18 protein-coding genes are annotated in these 18,943 nt (G+C 71.7%); 6 read left to right on the top strand and 12 right to left on the bottom strand.

All coding sequences use genetic code 11. The annotated features are described in order from the left end of the window. Positions 1-76: 76 nt before the first annotated feature. The 3 genes from ACFVTR_RS03755 to ACFVTR_RS03745 all read right to left on the bottom strand — a co-directional run bounded on the left by ACFVTR_RS03755 (position 77) and on the right by ACFVTR_RS03745 (position 3,285). Positions 77-2,314: an MMPL family transporter gene (locus tag ACFVTR_RS03755; protein ID WP_387035378.1), complete on the bottom strand. Its 2,238-nt coding sequence runs from the start codon at positions 2,312-2,314 to the stop codon at positions 77-79. Positions 2,315-2,389: 75 nt separating this feature from the next. Continuing rightward, entirely contained in the window at positions 2,390-2,641 is a 252-nt protein-coding gene (locus ACFVTR_RS03750; protein WP_387034860.1) for a zf-HC2 domain-containing protein, read from the bottom strand. Continuing rightward, the gene (locus ACFVTR_RS03745; protein ID WP_376942452.1) at positions 2,638-3,285 is read right to left on the bottom strand and encodes a sigma-70 family RNA polymerase sigma factor; all 648 of its coding nucleotides are present in this window, start codon (positions 3,283-3,285) and stop codon (positions 2,638-2,640) included. The genes ACFVTR_RS03750 and ACFVTR_RS03745 overlap by 4 nt, the downstream gene beginning before the upstream one ends. Before the next feature lie 135 nt (positions 3,286-3,420). Between ACFVTR_RS03745 and aroA the strand changes: the two genes are divergently transcribed. The 3 genes from aroA to bcp all read left to right on the top strand — a co-directional run bounded on the left by aroA (position 3,421) and on the right by bcp (position 6,375). Continuing rightward, the gene (gene aroA, locus ACFVTR_RS03740; protein ID WP_387034858.1) at positions 3,421-4,791 is read left to right on the top strand and encodes a 3-phosphoshikimate 1-carboxyvinyltransferase; all 1,371 of its coding nucleotides are present in this window, start codon (positions 3,421-3,423) and stop codon (positions 4,789-4,791) included. Continuing rightward, positions 4,788-5,828, top strand: a complete 1,041-nt coding sequence (gene rsgA / locus ACFVTR_RS03735; protein ID WP_387034856.1) for a ribosome small subunit-dependent GTPase A — start codon at positions 4,788-4,790, stop codon at positions 5,826-5,828. The genes aroA and rsgA overlap by 4 nt, the downstream gene beginning before the upstream one ends. Positions 5,829-5,898: 70 nt before the next feature. Beyond that, positions 5,899-6,375, top strand: a complete 477-nt coding sequence (gene bcp / locus ACFVTR_RS03730) for a thioredoxin-dependent thiol peroxidase (protein WP_387034854.1) — start codon at positions 5,899-5,901, stop codon at positions 6,373-6,375. 96 nt (positions 6,376-6,471) lie between these two features. Here bcp and ACFVTR_RS03725 read toward each other — a convergent pair whose 3' ends face one another. Then, entirely contained in the window at positions 6,472-6,963 is a 492-nt protein-coding gene (locus ACFVTR_RS03725; RefSeq protein ID WP_387034852.1) for a hypothetical protein, read from the bottom strand. A 198-nt stretch (positions 6,964-7,161) separates the two neighbouring features. Between ACFVTR_RS03725 and ACFVTR_RS03720 the strand changes: the two genes are divergently transcribed. After that, entirely contained in the window at positions 7,162-7,410 is a 249-nt protein-coding gene (locus tag ACFVTR_RS03720) for a WhiB family transcriptional regulator (RefSeq protein ID WP_022888365.1), read from the top strand. Between the two features lie 212 nt (positions 7,411-7,622). Here the strand turns inward: ACFVTR_RS03720 and ACFVTR_RS03715 are convergent, their stop codons facing one another. From ACFVTR_RS03715 to ACFVTR_RS03705, 3 genes are read right to left on the bottom strand one after another with little or no spacing between them, the layout of a single operon-like run. After that, positions 7,623-9,116, bottom strand: coding sequence for a sensor histidine kinase (locus ACFVTR_RS03715; RefSeq protein WP_387034850.1), 1,494 nt, complete (start codon positions 9,114-9,116; stop codon positions 7,623-7,625). A gap of 25 nt (positions 9,117-9,141) precedes the next feature. Next, positions 9,142-10,389 carry a CpaE family protein gene (locus ACFVTR_RS03710; protein WP_387034848.1) on the bottom strand — a complete coding sequence of 416 codons (1,248 nt, stop codon included), beginning with the start codon at positions 10,387-10,389 and terminating at the stop codon, positions 9,142-9,144. 1 nt (position 10,390) lies between these two features. After that, complete coding sequence (locus ACFVTR_RS03705) at positions 10,391-11,017, bottom strand: hypothetical protein (protein ID WP_387034846.1); 627 nt, start codon at positions 11,015-11,017, stop codon at positions 10,391-10,393. Positions 11,018-11,148: 131 nt separating this feature from the next. Between ACFVTR_RS03705 and ACFVTR_RS03700 the strand changes: the two genes are divergently transcribed. Beyond that, the gene (locus ACFVTR_RS03700) at positions 11,149-11,442 is read left to right on the top strand and encodes a helix-turn-helix domain-containing protein (RefSeq protein ID WP_387034844.1); all 294 of its coding nucleotides are present in this window, start codon (positions 11,149-11,151) and stop codon (positions 11,440-11,442) included. A gap of 10 nt (positions 11,443-11,452) precedes the next feature. Here ACFVTR_RS03700 and ACFVTR_RS03695 read toward each other — a convergent pair whose 3' ends face one another. Further along, positions 11,453-12,058 (bottom strand): hypothetical protein, encoded by a 606-nt coding sequence (locus ACFVTR_RS03695; protein WP_387034842.1) that lies wholly within the window; start codon positions 12,056-12,058, stop codon positions 11,453-11,455. A 178-nt stretch (positions 12,059-12,236) separates the two neighbouring features. On the opposite strand from ACFVTR_RS03695, the gene ACFVTR_RS03690 reads away from it, so the two are divergent. Continuing rightward, on the top strand, positions 12,237-12,689 hold the full coding sequence (locus tag ACFVTR_RS03690) for an Rv3235 family protein (protein WP_387034840.1): 453 nt from the start codon (positions 12,237-12,239) through the stop codon (positions 12,687-12,689). Between the two features lie 12 nt (positions 12,690-12,701). Here the strand turns inward: ACFVTR_RS03690 and ACFVTR_RS03685 are convergent, their stop codons facing one another. The 4 genes from ACFVTR_RS03685 to ACFVTR_RS03670 all read right to left on the bottom strand — a co-directional run bounded on the left by ACFVTR_RS03685 (position 12,702) and on the right by ACFVTR_RS03670 (position 18,865). Beyond that, positions 12,702-14,249 (bottom strand): carboxylesterase/lipase family protein, encoded by a 1,548-nt coding sequence (locus ACFVTR_RS03685; protein ID WP_387034838.1) that lies wholly within the window; start codon positions 14,247-14,249, stop codon positions 12,702-12,704. A gap of 127 nt (positions 14,250-14,376) precedes the next feature. Continuing rightward, positions 14,377-17,160, bottom strand: coding sequence for a preprotein translocase subunit SecA (secA, locus tag ACFVTR_RS03680; protein ID WP_387034836.1), 2,784 nt, complete (start codon positions 17,158-17,160; stop codon positions 14,377-14,379). Between the two features lie 179 nt (positions 17,161-17,339). After that, positions 17,340-18,044 carry a ribosome hibernation-promoting factor, HPF/YfiA family gene (gene hpf, locus ACFVTR_RS03675; protein WP_376941034.1) on the bottom strand — a complete coding sequence of 235 codons (705 nt, stop codon included), beginning with the start codon at positions 18,042-18,044 and terminating at the stop codon, positions 17,340-17,342. 23 nt (positions 18,045-18,067) lie between these two features. Beyond that, positions 18,068-18,865: a ComF family protein gene (locus tag ACFVTR_RS03670; RefSeq protein ID WP_387034833.1), complete on the bottom strand. Its 798-nt coding sequence runs from the start codon at positions 18,863-18,865 to the stop codon at positions 18,068-18,070. Positions 18,866-18,943 lie beyond the last annotated feature (78 nt).

The following is an 18,943-nucleotide window of genomic DNA, read 5'->3' as shown; positions in this document are numbered from 1 at the left end:
GCTCCGCGACACGCCGTCGCAGGGGAACCCCGCCGAGGCGAGTCGCCCTTCGACGCCGACGGACGGCACCGGCCCGCTACTCGGGCCTGCGCGCCAGCCTGCTCGGCCACCAGATGACCCGGCCGAGGTCGTAGGCGAGCGCCGGTACGAGCAGCGTGCGCACGAGGAAGGTGTCGAGCAGCACCCCGAACGCGACGATGAACGAGATCTGCACGAGGAAGAGGATCGGCAGCACGCCGAGCGCCGCGAAGGTCGCCGCGAGCACGAGCCCCGCCGAGGTGATCACCCCGCCCGTGAGCCGGAGCCCGCGGATGATGCCCGGGCGCGTGCCGAACTGCATCGACTCCTCGCGCACGCGGGTCATGAGGAAGATGTTGTAGTCCACGCCGAGCGCGACGAGGAAGACGAATCCGAACAGCGGCACCGACGGGTCGGCCCCAGGGAAATGGAAGACGTGCTCGAACACGAGCGCCGACACGCCGAGTGCGGCCGTGAACGACAGCACGACGCTGCCGATGAGGATGAGCGGCGCCACGATCGAGCGCAGCAGCAGCATGAGGATCACGAGGATCGCCGCGAGCACGAGCGGGATCACGAGGTTGCGATCGGCGATCGCCGCGTCGTTCGTGTCGAGCGCGACCGCCGTCTGGCCGCCGACGAGGACCTCGGAGCCGACCTCGTCGAGCGCGGTGCGCAGGGCGGCGACGGTCGCTTCGGCCTCGAGCGAGTCCGACGCGTCCGACAGGGTGGCCTGCAACAGGACCCGGTCGTCCACGACGGTGGGCGCCGGCGCCGGGGTTCCGGGCGGGCCGAACGCCTGCACGCCGTCCTCGGTGAGGGGGGCCGAGCCCGACGGCGAGTCGGCGGAGACCACCGACACCGAGTCGACGCCCGGGGTCGCGAGCGCGACGTCGGCCATCTCCTGCAGCTCGTCCTCGGGTCCCACGATGACCGCCGGGGTGCCGGAGCCCGCCGGGAAGTGCTCGCCGATCATCGCCTGACCGTCGCGCGCCTGCGATTCGCCGAGCACGAACTCGCTCGAGGGCACGCCGTCGGCATCGAGCTGGGCGAGGCCGAGCGACATGCCGGCGAGCGCGAGGACGGAGACGATCCACACGGTACGGGGGCGCCGCGAGACGAGGCGGCCGACACCGGCCCAGAGGCCCCGGTCGGGCAGGTCGCGCTCGTCGGGTGCGGATGCCTCGTGCAGCACCCCGGCCGCGTGCACGCCGTGCGCGGGCTCGGCGGCCTCGCCGCGGTGCGCGATCCGACGGGGCCAGAACGCGGCACGACCCGCCCAGAGGAGCAGCGCGGGCAGCAGGGTGAGCGCCGACAGGAGGGCGAACACGATGCCGATCGCGGCGATGGGGCCGAGCGTCTTGTTCGAGTTCAGCTCGCTCACGAGCAGGATGAGCAGTCCGACGATGACCGTCCCGCCGCTCGCGACGATCGGCTCCCACGATCCGCGCAGCGCCGCCCACGTGGCATCCCACTTGCGCTCGTACCGTGCGAGCGTCTCGCGATACCGCGCGATGTACAGCAGCGCGTAGTCGGTCGCGGCGCCGATCACGAGGATGAAGAGGATGCCCTGCGTCTGCCCCGAGAGCACGATCACCTCGGCCCTCGCGAGCGAGACGACCGTGAGCACGGCCGCGCAGAGCGCCGACATGCTCGTGAACAGCACGATGAGCGGCAGGAGCGGCGAGCGGTAGACGACGATGAGGATGAGGAACACGGCGGCGAGCGCGACGGCGAGCAGCAGTCCGTCGATGCCGCTGAAGGCGCCCGCGATGTCGGCACTGAAGCCGGCCGGCCCGGCGACGGCGACTGTCACCCCCTCGATCGGCGCGTCGTCGACGGCGGCCCGGAGCTCGCCCACGACGACCGACGCCCGCTCGGCCCCGTCGCCCGACTCGATGGGCACGACGATCTCGACCGCCTCGCCGTCCTCGGAGGCGATCGCCGGCGACACCTCGTCGTCGACGACGCCCGGCACGTCGGCGAACGCCGAGCGCAGCTCGTCGACGGCGGCGAGCTGCGCGTCGTCGAGGTCGGTGCCGTCGTCGGTCGCGACGACGACGATCGCGGGGATCGTCTCGGCGTCGCGGAACTCCTCCTGCAGGGCGGCGACCTCGGTCGCCTCGGCCGACGCGGGCAGGAACTGGCTCTGGTCGTTCACCGACAGCTTGCTCAGCGAGCCGAACGACGCGCCGCCCGCGCCGAACGCGGCGAACCAGATGAGGATGAGGAGGGCGGGGATCAGCACGCGCAGCCACGTCGGGACGCGCGAGTGCTTCTGAGCAGGGGTGTCGATCACACCGTCGACGCTACGGGCGCACCGGCCGGGCGCGCATCGAACGAACGATTGAGTCGGCGGACCGGGACCCGGTCAGGCGACGGTGTGCGTCGACTGGTAGAGACGGATCTGCGCGAGCACCTGCACACGCAGCTGATCAGGGGCGCTCTCGCGGCAGGCCCGCTGCACGACCTCGGTGATCGCGACGCCGACGCGGAGCTCCGCCTGGCAGTCGACGCAGTTCTCGACGTGCTCGCGGATGTCCGAGGCGTCGACGGCCTGCAGCTCGTTGTGCAGGTACTCCTCGAGTTCGGCTCGCGCCTTCTCGCAGCCGCAGTCGGTCATTTCTTGCTCCTCGCGGGTTTGGGCGCCTTCTCGGCCGCGGCGAACCCCTGTTCGCGGGCGTAGTCGGCGAGGGACTCGCGAAGCAGTCGCCGGCCACGGTGCAGACGGCTCATCACGGTCCCGATGGGGGTGTTCATCATGTCGGCGATCTCCTGGTAGGAGAAGCCCTCGACGTCGGCGAAGTACACGGCGAGCCGGAAGTCCTCGGGCAGCGCCTGCAGGGCGTCCTTCACGGCGCTGTCGGGCAGGTGGTCGATCGCCTCGGCCTCGGCCGAGCGGCTCGACCGGGCGGTCGTCGACTCGGCGCCGCCGAGCTGCCAGTCCTCCAGCTCGTCGATCGTGCCCTGATAGGGCTCGCGCTGCTTCTTGCGGTAGCTGTTGATGAAGGTGTTGGTCAGGATGCGGTAGAGCCACGCCTTCAGGTTCGTGCCCTGCGTGAACTGCCCGAACGCGGCGAACGCCTTCACGAAGGTCTCCTGCACGAGGTCCTGCGCATCGGCCGGGTTCTTCGTCATGCGGAGCGCTGCGGCGTAGAGCTGGTCGAGGAACGGCAGCGCCTGCTCCTCGAAGAGTTCACCGAGAGGCCGGGCCTCGTCGGGGGTCTCGGCTTCGGTCGGCGCCTGGTCGATCTCGTCGGCAGTCATCACCGTCAAGCTTAGATCGTCGGTTCCGTCGAGAACCCTGCGAGGGGCTCCGAGCTGCTCCGCCGGCCGTTCGAGTACCGCAAGCGACATCCGCACCATCTCCTTCCGCGTCCCTGACGCTACTGTTGATAACCGATGCAGATTTCGAGGTATTCCGAGCCCGAGTTCGATCCGTACGGCGACAACAAGACGACCGAGACGGATACCGGGTGGCGCGCGCCGCTCGCGACGTCGCCGCTGTCCGCGGTCGTGTCGCTTCCGGGGTCGAAATCGCTGACCAATCGCGAGCTCGTGCTCGCCGCACTCGCCGACGGGCCGTCGACCCTGCGCGCGCCACTCTGGTCGCGCGACAGCGAGCTGATGGTCGAGGCGCTGCGCGCCCTCGGCACGGGGTTCGAGCGCCTGCCCGGCCGCGGCGAGTTCGGCGACGACCTGCGGGTCACCCCGGCCGACGAGCTGCTCGGTTCGACGACGATCGACTGCGGACTCGCGGGCACCGTCATGCGATTCATGCCGGCGGTGGCCGCGCTCGCGCTCGGCCCGACGACCTTCGACGGCGACGAGTACGCGCGCAACCGCCCGATGTCGGGGGTCATCGAGGGCCTCAAGGGCCTCGGCGTCGACCTCGACGACGACCGCCGCGGCACCCTCCCCTTCACGGTGCACGGCACCGGACGGGTCGCGGGCGGCGCGCTCGAGATCGACGCCTCGGCCTCGAGCCAGTTCGTCTCGGGCCTGCTGCTCTCGGCACCCCGCTTCGAACAGGGCCTCGACCTCCGCCACGTCGGCGAACGACTGCCGAGCCTGCCCCACATCGAGATGACGATCGAGACCCTCGCCGCACGCGGCGTCGAGGTCGAGACTCCCGAGACCGGCCGTTGGGTGGTCGCTCCGGGGCCGATCCGCGCGATCGACGTCGAGCTCGAACCCGACCTCTCCAATGCGGCCCCGTTCCTCGTCGCCGCACTCGTCGCCGGCGGCTCGGTCACGATCGTCGGGTGGCCGGAGACCACCACGCAGGTGGGTGCGCAGCTGGCCGAGCTCCTCCCCCGATTCGGCGCCCGCGTCGAGCTCGACGGCGACCGGCTGACCGTGCACGCACCGTCGCCGTCGGCCGACGGCGGCCGCGGCATCCGGGGCGTCGAGCTCGACCTTTCGGAGGCCGGCGAGCTCGCGCCGAACCTCGTCGCCCTCGCGGCCCTCGCCGACGAGCCCTCGACGATCACGGGCATCGGGCACATCCGCCACCACGAGACCGACCGGCTCGCCGCACTCGCGACCGAGCTGAACGGCCTGGGCGGGCGGGTCACCGAGCTGCCCGACGGACTGCGCATCGAACCCGCGCCGCTCCACGGCGGCCCCTGGCGCGCGTACGCCGACCACCGGATGGCGACCAGCGGGGCGATCATCGGACTCGCGGTGCCTGGCGTCGTCGTCGACGACATCGCCTCGACGGGCAAGACGCTGCCGCAGTTCACCGCGCTCTGGGAGCGGCTGCTCGCATGACTTGGTGGAGCACCGACGACGACGAGGACGACGAGCCCGAGTTCGACGAGTCCGCCGTCCGGGTGCGTCCCAACCGGCGCGGTTCCCGCCCCCGCACGAAGACACGCCCCGAGCACGCCGACGCGATCACCGGAACCGTGCTCGGCGTCGACCGCGGCCGCTACTCCGTGCTCGTCGACGAAGGCGGGGCCGACGAGCACGAGCTCACGGCGGCCCGCGCGAGCGAGCTGCGTCGCAAGTCGGTCGTGACGGGCGACCGGGTCGACCTCGTGGGCGACGTCTCGGGCGATGCGGGCAGCCTCGCGCGCATCGTGCGGGTGCAGGAGCGCACGACGCTCCTGCGGCGCAGCGCCGACGACACCGACGAGGTCGAGCGCGTGATCGTCGCGAACGCCGACCAGATGCTCATCGTCGTGGCCGCGGCGAACCCCGAGCCACGCGTGCGGCTCATCGACCGCTACCTCGTGGCCGCGTTCGACGCCGGCATCCGTCCCCTGCTCTGCATGACGAAGACCGACCTCGCCGACCCCGAGGAGTTCCTCCGCAACTTCCCCGGCCTCGAGCTGCCCGTGTTCCGCTCGCGCAGCGACGACATGCCGCTCGCCAAGATCACCGAGGCGCTGCTCGGTCACCGCACCGTCTTCGTCGGTCACTCGGGCGTCGGCAAGTCGACGCTGGTCAACGCCCTCGTGCCGAGCGCCCACCGGGCGACGGGGCACGTCAACGTCGTGACCGGCCGGGGCCGCCACACCTCCTCGTCGACGGTGTCGCTGCGCATCGACCACGACGGCCGCACCGGCTGGGTGATCGACACCCCGGGCGTGCGCTCATTCGGGCTCGGCCACGTCGACCCCGCGAACATCCTCGGCGCCTTCACCGACCTCGCCCGCATCGCCGAGGACTGCCCGCGCGGCTGCACGCACCTCGCCGACTCCCCCGACTGCGCGATCGTCGAGGCGGTCGACGCGGGCGAGCTCGGCGAGACGGGGCGCGCCCGCCTCGACTCGCTGCAGCGCCTGCTCGCCACCTTCGCCTAGCCCGCGGAGGGCGCCCCAGGCGTCCCTCCACGGAGCATCCGCACATCGAAGCGTGCCTACGATGGGTGACATGACCGATGCACGACTTGGCCCTGGCGACCTCGCCCCCGACTTCACGCTCGACGACCAGAACGGCGTCCCCCTGACGCTCTCGTCGCTGCGCGGAACGAAGGTCGTCCTCTACTTCTACCCCGAGGCGATGACCCCGGGCTGCACCACCGAGGCCTGCGACTTCCGCGACAGCCTCAACTCGTTCAAGAGCGCCGGGATCCGCGTGCTCGGCGTCTCGAAGGACGACGCCCCGAAGCTCGCCCGGTTCGCCGAACGCGACCGCCTGAACTTCACCCTCCTCGCCGACCCTGACCTCGCGGTGCAGCAGCAGTACGGCGTCTGGGGCGAGAAGTCGCTCTACGGCAAGATCGTCGTGGGCTCGATCCGCTCGACCTTCATCATCGACGAGGAGGGCCGCATCGCGCGGGCGATGTACAACGTGAAGGCCACCGGCCACGTCGCACGGGTGCGACGCGAGCTCGGCCTCGACGCCTGAGCCGGTCGTCGGAGCGACACGCCCCGACGACCGCCGATCGGGCCCGGCCGCATCTGCGGCCGGGCCCGATCGCGCTTCATCGGCAGCGCCGCAGGGTCAGGCGGCGGGCTGGTCCTCGGGGCGCGAGTACGCGATCCGCACGGGCGTCCAGAGCAGGAGGCCGATGACGGTGATGGCGGGCACGAGCAGCGCCCATCCGACGTCGGGGCGAGCGAAGAGCCCCTGGAACGCGCCGACCGCGACGGAGACCTGCAGGATCTGCCAGACGATCGCCGCCGCCCGCGACCACGGGGCGCGCCGCAACGACGCGAACGCGACGGCGGTCACCCAGACGGCGCCGATCACGACGAGCACGAGGAGTGCGATCGCCGTCGCCATCGACGACGGCTCGAGCGCGAACAGGTCGACGATCAGCCAGATCACGAGCCCGACCATGAGCAGGGCCTCGGCGAAGAGCACGGCGCTCACGACCACGAGCGCGGCGCGCACACCGCCGTCCTGCGCCGGCTCGACGGACCCGCCGGCACCCGCCGACTCGTTCGCCCCCTGATCGGATGCCTCGGGCCGGGTCTCGTCGCGTCGATTCACAGCGTTGTCCCATACATGGCTATTGATTCGATCTCTCCACTATGCGACCATTTATGAGGTCGAATTGATGCTCACAGGGACGTGAGCCGATCAGTCATGATCCTACTTCCCGAGATTCGACTTTCCCCCTGCAGCAGCCCTCACGGGCAAGCGCAATCGTGCGCGTCTGCGAACGAAGTACACGCAAGGAGCATCTCCATGGATTGGCGCGACAAGGCCGCCTGCCTCACCGCAGACCCGGAACTCTTCTTCCCGGTCGGCAACACCGGCCCCGCCGTCGACCAGATCGAGAAGGCGAAGACGGTCTGCGCCCGTTGCACCGTCACCGAGATCTGCCTGCAGTACGCCCTCGAGACCGGTCAGGACTCGGGCGTCTGGGGAGGCCTCTCCGAAGACGAGCGCCGCGCCCTCAAGCGCCGCGCCGCTCGCGCCCGCCGCGCGGGCTGAGCCCCATCGCCTCGATGCTCCGGGGTCCGCGTTCGGCGGGCCCCGGGGCATCTTTCGCTGCTCGGGCGGTCGCCCGCCCCGGTGACCGTCGCTGCTGACGACGCCTCAGTCGGCGCCGCCGGGCCCTGCGATCGCGGACGTCGGCGCGCCGAAGGCGAGCGGCACCCGGGTGATCAGCTCGTCGGCGGCATCCCAGGACCGCTCAGCATGCCCTAGGGCTGCGTGATCCAGCGCAGCGGGATCTCGATCGTCACCTCGGTGCCGCGACCGACGACCGTGTGCCAGTCGATCGTGCCGCCGAGCTCGCCCTGGATGAGCGTGCGCACGATCTGCGTGCCGAGCCCCTCGCCGACCTTGCCCTCGGGCAGGCCCGCGCCGGTGTCGCGCACCTGGACGGTGAGCTCGGTCTGCGAACGGTCGGCGCTGATCTCGACGTCGCCCTCCTGACCGGCCAGGCCGTGCTCGACCGCGTTCGTCACGAGCTCGGTGAGCGCGAGGGCGAGCGGCGTCGCGTACTCGCTCGGCAGCACGCCGAACGAGCCCGTGCGCTTCGGATGCGCCGTCGTGTTGTGCGCCGAGGCGACCTCGGCGACAAGGAGCAGCGCCCGGTCGAACACCTCGTCGAAGTCGACGTTCTGCGAGAGCCCGGTCGAGAGCGTGTCGTGCACGACGGCGATCGCGCCGACCCGGCGCATCGCCTGCGTCAGCGCGTCGCGCGCCTCGTCGGAGTGCGTGCGGCGTGCCTGGATGCGCAGCAGCGACGCGACGGTCTGCAGGTTGTTCTTCACCCGGTGGTGGATCTCGCGGATCGTCGCGTCCTTGGTGATGAGCTCCTGCTCCTGGTGGCGGAGTTCGGTGACGTCGCGGGTGAGCACGATCGCGCCGGTGCGGTCGCCGTGCCGGCGGATCGGGATCGCGCGGAGCGACACCGTCACGCCTCGCGACTCGACGTCGGTACGCCACGGCGCCCGCCCGGTCACGACGAGCGGCAGCGACTCGTCGACGACGAGCTTGCCGCCGAGGAGCGCGGTCGTCACTTCGGCGAGCGATTCGCCCTCGAGCTCGTCGTCGAAGCCCATCCGGTTGAACGCCGAGAGAGCGTTGGGACTCGCGAAGGTCGTGATGCCGTCGACGTCGAGTCGGATCAGACCGTCGGACGCACGCGGCGCACCGCGCCGGGGCCCGGTCGGCGCGCCGAGGTCGGGGAAGTCGCCGGAGGCGATCATCTGGAAGAGCTCTTCGGCGCACTCGTTGAAGGTGAGCTCCTGCCGGCTCGGCGTGCGGGTCGCACCGAGGTTCGTGTGCCGGGTGATCACCGCGACCGGTTCGGCCGCGATCGCCGTGCCGGTCGCGGTGATGCGGCGCATCACCGGCACCGCACGCACGCGCGTCGGCATCTCCTCGTACCAGTCGGGAGCCGAGGAGTCGGCGATGCGGGCCGTACCGAACGTCTCGGTCACGAGGTCGCGCCACTGGGGCTTGATGCCCTGTCCGACGAAGTCGCGGTAGAAGAGCGTCGCCGCGCTCGATGGGCGGGAGTGCGCGACCGCGACGAAGTCGTCGTCGCCGGAGGGCACCCACAGCACGATGTCGGCGAAGGCGAGATCGGCGAGCAGTTGGAGGTCGCCGACGAGCATGTGCAGCCAGTCGACGTCGGCCTGACTGCTGCGGCCCTGGGCGAGGACGAGTTCACTGAGGGTCGACACCCATCCAGCGTAGTGCGCGGATGCGTCAGCCTGCCGCAGCACGGCGGAGCAGTGGCAGCGCGAGGGGACGCCGCGGGGCCGGCTCGGGTGCGGGAAGGATCGAGCCGAGCACGTACGCACGGAGCGCCGAGCGAAGGGGTGCCCGCCCCGCAGCGTCCCGCAGGGTTCGCGCACGGAGGATCGCGGCGTCGGCGGCCCGCCCGTCGTGCGGCAGCAGCACGGCGTCGGTGATCCCGGCGAATCGGCGCAGGGTCTGGCGGACCTGCGCGTGCGCGTCGATGCCGAGCGCGCTCTGCCGTACCCGGTTGACGACCACGTCGATGCGCTCGGCGTCGACGAGCGACCCGAGCTCGTCGTGACCGCGAAGCAGGCGCGAGAGCCCGACCGGGTCGGCGAGGCCGACCGCGATCACACGGTCGGCGGAGTCGAGCGCGGCGAAGGTCGCCGCGTTGCGCCGGGGCGCGAACTGGTCGCTCGTGAGCTCCTCATCGCGTTCGAGGCTGAACCCGGTGTCGATCACGAGGTATTCGACGTGCTCGCGCATCGTCGCGAGCGCGCTCGTCACGCGCTCGTGCGAGAGCTCGGGCCAGCGGCTCGGCCCGACGAGCCCGGTGAAGACGTCGAAGGAGGCGCGCGGCGACGAGTAGCGCTGCGAGATGCGCTCGAGTTCGGCGCGGTCGAGCGCGCCGGCGCCGGCGAGCCGGCACGCCGCAGCGAATCCGGGCGTCTCGTCGAGGAGTCCGAGCACGGGGGCGATGCCGCCGCCGTACGGGTCGGCGTCGACGAGAGCGACACGGTGCCCCGCCGCAGCGAGCTCGGCGGCGACGTTGACCGCCACGGTGGTGCGGCCGGGCGCCCCGGCCGCACCCCAGACGGCGATGACCGCGGCCTTGGGCGATGCGCCGTCGCCCGGCCCGCCGAGGCGGGAGGGCACGGCGACCCCGCCGCTCACGAGCGTCTCGAAGGCGGCCCACTCGGCTTCGGCCTCGACGAGCTCGTGCACCCCGAGTGCACCGGCGTGCGCGCGCTCGGAATCGTTCGCCGCGACCCCCACGAGGCGGATTCCGCGTTCGTCGCAGGCGGCGAGCAGCTCGGCGCTCAGCGTGCCCCGCCCGGCTCCGACGAGCACGACGTCGGGCGCGAGCACGTCGAGGCTCTCGACGACATCACGCCATCCGACGAGCCGGGCGACCACCGCGTGCCCGTGTTCGACGAGGTCGGGCAGCAGGCGGTCCTCGGTGGCGGCGTCGAGTGCGAGCGCGAGGCGCGCCATCTCAGTCGCCCGCCGATCGCGTCGCGACGAGATCGATCGCGTCGCCCGCGGCGAGCGCCTCGAGCAGCGCGGCGACCTTCTCGCGCGGGATCAGGAGTTCGACCGAGGTGCCCTCGGAGGCCATCATGCCCGCCTCCTCGACGAGTGCGGCGATCTCGGCCCCGCCGACGAGCACCCTGGGGGCCTCGAAACCGCTGCGCTCGGTCGCCTTCGCCGACCAGACGTCGACCCGCGACCCGGCCTCGAGCCCGCTCGGCAGCGGGCCGCGGCTCGGCACCACGACGGTGGACAGGCCGGTGCGGTCGGTGTCGTCGACGGCGGCGACCGGCACGAGCTCCCCGGCCCGCACGGTGCGCGCGACGACGAGCGCCGACTCGGGTGCCCCCTCGACGAGGAGGTAGTGCTGCTCGCTCGCGCCCAGGCGCACCGAGGCGACGTCGAGCGCCTCGAGCTCGAGCACCGCGCCCGGCGTGAGCGTGTCGCGTGCGACGTAGACCTCGACCGTGTCGTCGAGGCCCGAGACGAGCGCCCAGACGCCGAACGTCGACCCCGCGACGAGCACGAGCCCGATGAGGAGCCTCGGGTCGAGCCTCAAGGCTCCGCGTTCGGCCCGGCTGCGAGCGGTCATCGGTCCTGCCTTCTGTCGTCGGCGCGGGTGCGCCGCACCCATGGTCGCCCGAACCGCGACGAACGTCCCGAAGTTATCCACAGTGGCTCGGGCTCCCCCGTGGGCACTGCCATCGGGTCGATAATCGAGACATGACCTCACCCGGTTCGGGCGGCGAGATCGGCCGCTTCCTCACGATCGCCGACGCGGCCGAGATCCTCGCCGTCGACGTCGCGACCGTCGACGAGCTGATCCGCAGCGGCGAGCTGCCGGCGATCCGGGTCGGCACCTCCGGGCCGTGGCGCATCGAGCGCGCCCAGCTCGAGGTTTGGATCGAGCTGCAGTACGAGGAGACCCGCGTGGGGGTGGCGTGGAACGAGGGCGAGTTCGCGAACGTCACCGAGCTCTCAGGGGCCCGCAGCGGTCGCGTCCGCCCCGTCGACTGACCCGAGCGACTCAGTCGAACCGCACTAGGAGCAGGCGCGCGAGCGGGACGATGCGGTAGCCGAACACCTCGCGTTCGCGGCGAGCGCTCCCACGCTCGTGGAGTGCGAGGTCGAGGTGGTCGCGCGCAACCCGGTCGATCGTGCCGTGCGCGGTGCCGTCGATCGTGGTGAGCTGCACGGCGGTGCGCCGACGGCAGAGATCGCGCAGCACGAAGGGCAGTCCGATGCGCTCGGCCAGTCGAACGGATGCCTCGGGCAGCACCGCGAGGCTCGGATCGAGCTGACCGCGGCCCGGCAGGATCGCGGCGACCGCCGAGAGCGGCACGATGCACTGCTCGACCGGCCGGCCGTGATGGCGGATCTCGGCGCTCATCCAGTCGCGGCCGAACCCGAGCGGACGGACGCCCAGCACCGTTCCGCCCTGCAGCTCGAGGCGCACGAGCTCGTCGCCCGCTCCCCCGGCGTCGCTCGCACGCGCGATGGCGGCCAGTCGATCGCGCAACGTCAGCCGGCCGAGCCGGAGGCGCTCCTCCTCGAGCGCGAGTGCTCGCTGCTCGTCGTGCTGCTCGCGATCGAGCTGCGACTCGAGGTCGTCGAACAGCAGGTCCCATCGCATGCAGCGACGCTACCGGGTGACGCCCCGTGACGCCCGAATTCTCCACAGGCGGAGAAATCTCTTGACACGATCCGACGCCCTGCCTAAATTTCACTCCAGTGAGTCACTTCTGTCCCCCTCTCGGGGGGTGAGCCTCGTCGCTGCCCGAACGGCGACTCCCAGCCCTACTGGAGCAAAGATGACCGTACGCGATGCCGCTGCCGCCCGAACGGCCGCGGTGCAGGGCAGTGCCGCCCGCCACCTCGAGCTGGACGACGACTACTTCGCACGCCAGCCGACGCGGAGCTCGGAGCTCCCCGACCCCGAGCCGTTGCTGCGCAACCTCACCCACTGCGTCCTCGAGTCGCTCGCCGGGGCTCGCGACCTCGAGCAGCTGGCGCGCTGGGTCACCGACGACGTCTACCGCGCCCTGTCGAAGCGGGTCGTGCTCGCGGCCAGGGCCCGCCGGGTCAAGGGCCAGCAGGCGCAGCGCCCCACGTTCGCGATCGGTCGGGTCCACCTCCACGAGCCCGCCGAGGGTGTCGTCGAGGCGGTCGTGCTGGTGCATCAGCGTGCGCGCTCTCGAGCGGTGGCGATCCGTCTCGAGGGCTTCGACCGGCGCTGGCGCGCGAGCGCCGTCAGCGTGCTCTGAGCAGCCTGGGGCTCAGTCCCAGCAGGCTCGCTCGTCCTCCCTGGGCGCGAGCACGGTGCGCGTCTGCGCGTCGAAGGTGCGCACCGGCCGGTCGGCCGTCCAGCGTTCCCATCCCGGGTCGCCCTGCGTGGCGAATGCGACCCATGCGCCGTGCATCTCGCCGGCGAGCGACTCGGGCGCGGCTCCCCCGGTGAGCGCGAGCGCGTCGGCGGCGTCGAGCCGGTCGAAGACCGCAGGCAGCTCCATGCAGTGCGCAGCACCGAGGCCGAGGCGCGGGCTCGACCAGCCGAACTCGTACACCCACGTCGCGGCGCCGCGCCCGAGGCGGGCGTCGGCGAACCGGTTGATCGGAAGCCGGAGCAGGAGGTCCGTGGCGAGGGCTCCGAACAGCTCGCCACGACTCGCGCCGGGCCTGTTCCGCCGGTAGACGCGCATGGTCGCGCCGCGGATCTTGAAGCTGAGCCGGGCCGCGGCGAGGTGCAGGGCGCTGATGCGCGCGGTGAGGCCGGTCGGTTCGAGCCAGAGCCGTGCCTCCTCGCGGGTCGAGCCGATGAGCACGGGGATCGCGTCGGCGGCTCCCGCCCCGAGCACGACCTCGGGGTCGGCGAGCCCTTCGCCGACGGCGAGCGCGAAGCCCGGGCCTCCGGTGACGGGGGTCGTGCCGGCGGTGACCCGAAGTTGCGCGGCGACGAGCTCGTCGGGCGCGACCGAGGCGAAGGCGTCGCGCTCGGCGGCGATGCCGAGGTCCTTGGCGATCAGCCGGGTGATGCGACCCGCCCGTTCGCGCGGTCGGGCGGCGAGCGGTCCGCTCTGCAGGATGGCCCGGTCGGCGAGGCCCTTCCCGTCGGGGTGCGCGAGCGCCGCGGCGATGAGCGAGGCGCCGGCGGACTGCCCGGCGACGGTGATCTGCCCGGGGTCGCCGCCGAACGCGCTGATCTCGCGCCGTACCCAGCGGAGGGCCGCGATGACGTCGAGGAGTCCGAGGTTCAGTGGCGCCCCCTCGAGCACCGAGAATCCTTCTGAGCCGAGCCGGTAGTTGATCGCCACGAAGACGACGCCGTCGCGGGCGAACGTGCTGCCGTCGTAGCTGTCGAGGGCGTTCGCGCCGCGCGACAGCGCGCCGCCGTGCACCCAGACGAGCACGGGCCGCAGCGCGCGCCCGCCGGCCGGGGCCTGCGGCCCGGCGACGCCGTCGGGCTCGGGCGTCGGATCGGCGTCCCCTGGCTCGGGCGCCCAGACGTTCACGTTCAGGATCTCGTCACCGGCCACCTCGACGCTCGGCAGCACCCGCTCGAGGCCGCCGCCGTAGGGCGCCTGCGGCGCAGTGGCGCCGGGGCGCGTGGCGTCGCGTTCCCCGGACCATCCGGGGTGCGGCGCGGGGGCGGCGAACCGCAGGGGCCCGAACGGCGCCGCCGCGTAGGGCACCCCGAGGAACCGGGCGATGCCGCCAGAACGCGAGCCGCGGAGCATCCCGCTGCCGACCCCGGTGATCACCGCCTCGCCGGTCTCGTGGATCGTGTCCGAACGCAGCGCGGCCGCATCATCGGGTCGTGACGCCATGGCTCCTCCTCGAGTGGGCGATCCTCCGATCGTACGGGGCGCACGTCACTCGTGGGCACCCGTGTTCGGGAACGAGCGCGGCCCGCGAGTTCGGAGGGAACTCGCGGGCCGCGGACGTCGACGGGGACTAGCGCCCCTTGCGCTCCTGGGCGCGACGCTCCGAGCGGTTCTGCGGGGCGACCTCGCCGCCCGCACGCTGGCCGAAGGCGCCGCGCTCGGGCTCGGCGGCCGGCGCCTGGCTCTCGGCGACCGCACGACGCGCACGCTGGGTCGCGGCCTGCTGCACCTGACCGCGCTGGTTGCGCACCTCGACACCGCCCGAGTCGCTCGGCGCCGTGTAGCTGAGCTTGTCGTCGGAGGCGCTCTGCCGGCCGAGGCCCTTCGCCTCGATCGTCGGGCCCGTACCGCCCTGCGGTGCGACCTCGACCTCGAGGTTGAAAAGGAAGCCGACCGTCTCCTCGCGGATCGAGCCCATCATCTGCTGGAACATCGCGAAGCCCTCGCGCTGGTACTCGACCAGCGGGTCGCGCTGGGCCATCGCGCGCAGGCCGATGCCGTCCTTCAGGTAGTCCATCTCGTAGAGGTGGTCGCGCCAGCGACGGTCGATGACCGAGAGCACCACGCGGCGCTCGAGCTCGCGCATCGCCGGACTGCCGAGCTGCTCCTCGCGGCGCTGGTAGGCGAGCTTCGCGTCGGAGAGGATCTCGCGGCGCACGAACTCGCGGTTGACGCGGCCCTTCTCGCCCGCCTCGGCGACGACCTCGTCGATCGTGATGCCGACCGGGTAGAGGGTCTTCAGCTCGGTCCAGAGGGCGTCGAAGTCCCACTCGTCGGGGTTGCCCTCGGCGGTGTGCTGCGCGAGCACCTCGTCGATCACGTCCTCGAGGAACTTCTGCGTGCGCTCGTGCAGGTCGTCGCCCTCGAGGATGTGACGGCGGTCGCCGTAGATCGCCTCGCGCTGGCGGTTGAGGACGTCGTCGTACTTCAGCACGTTCTTGCGGATCTCGGCGTTGCGCGCCTCGACCTGCGACTGCGCCGAGCGGATCGCCCGCGAGACGACCTTCGACTCGATCGCGACGTCGTCGGGCACGCCGCGCGCCATCAGGTTCTCGGCCGCACCGGCGTTGAAGAGGCGCATGAGGTCGTCGGTCAGCGACAGGTAGAAGCGGCTCTCACCGGGGTCGCCCTGACGGCCCGAGCGGCCGCGCAGCTGGTTGTCGATGCGCCGCGACTCGTGGCGCTCGGTGCCGAGCACGTAGAGACCGCCGGCGGCGAGCACCTTCTCGGCCTCGACGTCGACCTCGGCCTTGACGGCCTCGAACACGCCGTCCCACGCGGCCTCGTACTCGTCGGGCGTCTCGGCCGGCGAGAGGCCCCGCTCGTGCATCTGCTGCACGGCGATGAACTCGGCGTTGCCGCCGAGCATGATGTCGGTGCCGCGGCCGGCCATGTTCGTGGCGACGGTGACCGCGCCGAGACGGCCCGCCTGCGACACGATCGCGGCCTCGCGGGCGTGGTTCTTCGCGTTCAGCACCTCGTGCCGCACGCCCTTCTTCGCGAGCAGGCGCGAGAGGTACTCGCTCTTCTCGACGCTCGTCGTGCCGACGAGCACGGGCTGGCCCTGCTTGTGCCGCTCGACGATGTCCTCCACGACCTGGGCGAACTTGACCTCTTCGTTCTTGTACACGAGGTCGGACTGGTCGATGCGGACCATCGGCTTGTTCGTCGGGATGGGCACGACGCCGAGCTTGTAGGTCGACATGAACTCGGCCGCCTCGGTCTCGGCGGTACCCGTCATGCCGGAGAGCTTCGAGTAGAGGCGGAAGTAGTTCTGCAGCGTGACGGTGGCGAGGGTCTGGTTCTCGGCCTTGACCTGCACCCCCTCCTTCGCCTCGATCGCCTGGTGGATGCCCTCGTTGTAGCGGCGGCCCACGAGGATGCGGCCGGTGTGCTCGTCGACGATCAGCACCTCGCCGTTCATCACGACGTAGTCCTTGTCGCGCTTGAACAGTGCGTTGGCCTTGATCGAGTTGTTGAGGAACGAGATGAGCGGGGTGTTCGCCGACTCGTAGAGGTTGTCGATGCCCAGGTAGTCTTCGACCTTCTCGATGCCGGGCTCGAGCACGCCGACCGTGCGCTTCTTCTCGTCGACCTCGAAGTCCTCACCGGGAACGAGCCGGCCGGCGAGCCGCGCGAACTCGGCGAACCAGCGGTTCGCCTCGCCCGAGGCGGGGCCCGAGATGATGAGCGGGGTGCGCGCCTCGTCGATGAGGATCGAGTCGACCTCGTCGACGATCGCGAAGTAGTGACCGCGCTGCACCATGTCGGAGGCCTGCCACGCCATGTTGTCGCGCAGGTAGTCGAATCCGAACTCGTTGTTCGTGCCGTACGTGATGTCGGCCGCGTACTGCTCGCGGCGGACCTGCGGGGTCTGGCCCGCCACGATGCATCCGGTCGTCATGCCGAGGGCGCGGAAGACGCGGCCCATCAGCTCCGACTGGTAGCTCGCGAGGAAGTCGTTCACCGTGATCACGTGCACGCCGCGGCTCGTGAGCGCATTGAGGTACGCGGCGGTCGTCGCGACGAGGGTCTTGCCCTCACCGGTCTTCATCTCGGCGATGTTGCCGAGGTGGAGGGCCGCGCCGCCCATGAGCTGCACGTCGAAGTGCCGGAGGCCGAGGGTGCGACGCGACGCCTCGCGGACCGCGGCGAACGCCTCGGGCAGCAGGTCGTCGAGCGACTCGCCGCTCGCGTAGCGCTCGCGAAGCTCGACGGTCTCGTGCTTCAGCTCCTCGTCGCTGAGCGCCTGGAAGCCCTCTTCGAGGGCGTTGATCGCCGACGCGTAGTTCTCGAGCCGCTTGAGGGTTCGGCCCTCGCCGACGCGGAGGACCTTTTCAAGAATCGAAGCCACGAATGTTCTCCTGTGTTTCATCGGGCGCTGCGTCGTCGGTGCCCGCCTCGGGTGGCGGCGGCGCCCACTGCCGCCTGTCCAGCGGTCATCATAGCCATGCTAGTGGGCCGCAGCCTGAGCGACCCCGCTCGGCATCGTGCGATACGGAGCGGGGTCGCCGGTTCAGAGCATGCGTCAGGTCAGGATGCCACGGGCTCGCGCCCCTTCGTCACGGGGCTGTCGAGCACGGCGTCGGAGTTCTCATCGAGGCCGATGAGCCCGTAGTCCCAGCCCTTGCGGCGGTAGACCACGCTCGGGCGGTTCGACTCGGCGTCGACGAAGAGGTAGAAGTCGTGTCCCACGAGTTCCATGAAGTAGAGCGCGTCGTCGACGGTCATGGGCGTCGACGCGAAGACCTTGCGCCTGATCACGACGGGGCTGTAGACCTCGTCCTCCTCCATCCCGTCGGCCTCGGACACGACGGGGATGGCGCCGGTGCGCACCCGTTCGAGCACCTCCGGTGCCGCGGCCTGCACGCCCACGTCGGCGAAGCCTGCGTCGGTGGCCTCGCGGAGGGAGGTGTGGCGGTGGTTGCCGCCTCGATGGACCTTCCGCCGGTCCTTCGCCCTCCTGATGCGTTCGAGCAATCGCCCGAGCGCGACGTCGAACGCCGCGTACTTGTCGGTGCCGTCGGCCTCCGCCCGCACCACCGGCCCCTTGCCGAACAGGGTCAGCTCGACGCGGTCGAGACCCGGGTTGCCGTTCTTCTCGTTGTGGCGGCTGAGCTTCACGTCGAGGGAGATGGCCCGGTCATTCAGGTGCGTGACCTTCTCGGACTTCTCCGTCGCGTAGGCGCGGAAGCGGTCCGTGATCCCCAGGTTTCGTCCGACGATGTTCAGTTCCATGACGACCTCCGTTCACCGGCGTGTCACCCGGTTCTGAAGGGTGGATCGACCACGCCTGTCCTGCCACCGTAGCCCGCTTGACCGTCAATGTCACGGGGCGCTTCCCCAGAGTTCGCCGAGAGCCGAATGTGACGCAACGGGGTCTCGGCGAGCACCGCGGAACCGGCGACCGAACCGCCCGCGGACCGCACGGCGCGTGCCGCCTCGGCGAGCGTCGACCCGGTCGTGAGGATGTCGTCGACCAGCAGGAATCGCCGCCCGTCGAGCCGGTGGGCGGCGACGAGCCCGCCTGCGGCGTTCGCCCGTCGCGCCGCCTGGTCGAGCCCGGCCTGGTCGGCGCGGTCGCGCGCGAGGCGGAGGACTCGGGCGGGACGGACGCCGCTGCGTGCGAGCAGCAGCTCGACGGGTGCGTAGCCCCGCTCGCGCAGCGCACGGCGGGTCGAGGGCACCGTGCACAGCTCGACGGGGGCGCCCGGCACGGCGTCGGCGAGCGCGGCGACGACGGCCGCTCGCATGGCGCGGGCGAGGGGCCGCACGGCGTCCGTGCGCCCGCCGTCCTTGAATGCGGCGAGGATCGCGGCGACGGGGCCCGCGTACTCGAGCGAGGCGTGCACGACGATCGGTGAATCGAGGCCTGGGATCGACCGGGTCACCGTGCGCGGCGCGGGGGCGAGGGCGGCCAGGCACCCGGCGCACACGGCGCGGTCGAGGGCGCCGCAGCCCGCGCAGGCGACGGGGGCGAGCACCGCAAGGCCGTCGAGGACGGCATCGCGAGCGGTCGCCGCGGCGCGGACGAGGCGCAGGGCCGGAGACGCGTTCACGTCACGGAGTCTGCCCGCACCCGCACGGGACCGGCCGCGGCGGGCACCGATCGGCGACGTCGCGGCCGAGCGAGCCCG

The sequence above is a fragment of the Agromyces sp. NPDC058126 genome, from assembly GCF_042884595.1.
In the GTDB taxonomy this organism is placed as follows: Bacteria; Actinomycetota; Actinomycetes; order Actinomycetales; family Microbacteriaceae; genus Agromyces.
Note: the sequence above shows the minus strand (reverse complement) of the source record. Positions and strands in the feature narration are given on the sequence as shown.

What these genes read in the sequence shown, in the direction of transcription:
- ACFVTR_RS03750 (WP_387034860.1), bottom strand. Translation starts at nt 2,641, where the DNA reads ATGACCGACTGCGGCTGCGAGAAGGCGCGAGCCGAACTCGAGGAGTAC.
- ACFVTR_RS03745 (WP_376942452.1), bottom strand. Translation starts at nt 3,285, where the DNA reads ATGACTGCCGACGAGATCGACCAGGCGCCGACCGAAGCCGAGACCCCC.
- aroA (WP_387034858.1), top strand. Translation starts at nt 3,421, where the DNA reads ATGCAGATTTCGAGGTATTCCGAGCCCGAGTTCGATCCGTACGGCGAC.
- rsgA (WP_387034856.1), top strand. Translation starts at nt 4,788, where the DNA reads ATGACTTGGTGGAGCACCGACGACGACGAGGACGACGAGCCCGAGTTC.
- bcp (WP_387034854.1), top strand. Translation starts at nt 5,899, where the DNA reads ATGACCGATGCACGACTTGGCCCTGGCGACCTCGCCCCCGACTTCACG.
- ACFVTR_RS03720 (WP_022888365.1), top strand. Translation starts at nt 7,162, where the DNA reads ATGGATTGGCGCGACAAGGCCGCCTGCCTCACCGCAGACCCGGAACTC.
- ACFVTR_RS03710 (WP_387034848.1), bottom strand. Translation starts at nt 10,389, where the DNA reads ATGGCGCGCCTCGCGCTCGCACTCGACGCCGCCACCGAGGACCGCCTG.
- ACFVTR_RS03705 (WP_387034846.1), bottom strand. Translation starts at nt 11,017, where the DNA reads ATGACCGCTCGCAGCCGGGCCGAACGCGGAGCCTTGAGGCTCGACCCG.
- ACFVTR_RS03700 (WP_387034844.1), top strand. Translation starts at nt 11,149, where the DNA reads ATGACCTCACCCGGTTCGGGCGGCGAGATCGGCCGCTTCCTCACGATC.
- ACFVTR_RS03695 (WP_387034842.1), bottom strand. Translation starts at nt 12,058, where the DNA reads ATGCGATGGGACCTGCTGTTCGACGACCTCGAGTCGCAGCTCGATCGC.
- ACFVTR_RS03690 (WP_387034840.1), top strand. Translation starts at nt 12,237, where the DNA reads ATGACCGTACGCGATGCCGCTGCCGCCCGAACGGCCGCGGTGCAGGGC.
- ACFVTR_RS03685 (WP_387034838.1), bottom strand. Translation starts at nt 14,249, where the DNA reads ATGGCGTCACGACCCGATGATGCGGCCGCGCTGCGTTCGGACACGATC.
- hpf (WP_376941034.1), bottom strand. Translation starts at nt 18,044, where the DNA reads ATGGAACTGAACATCGTCGGACGAAACCTGGGGATCACGGACCGCTTC.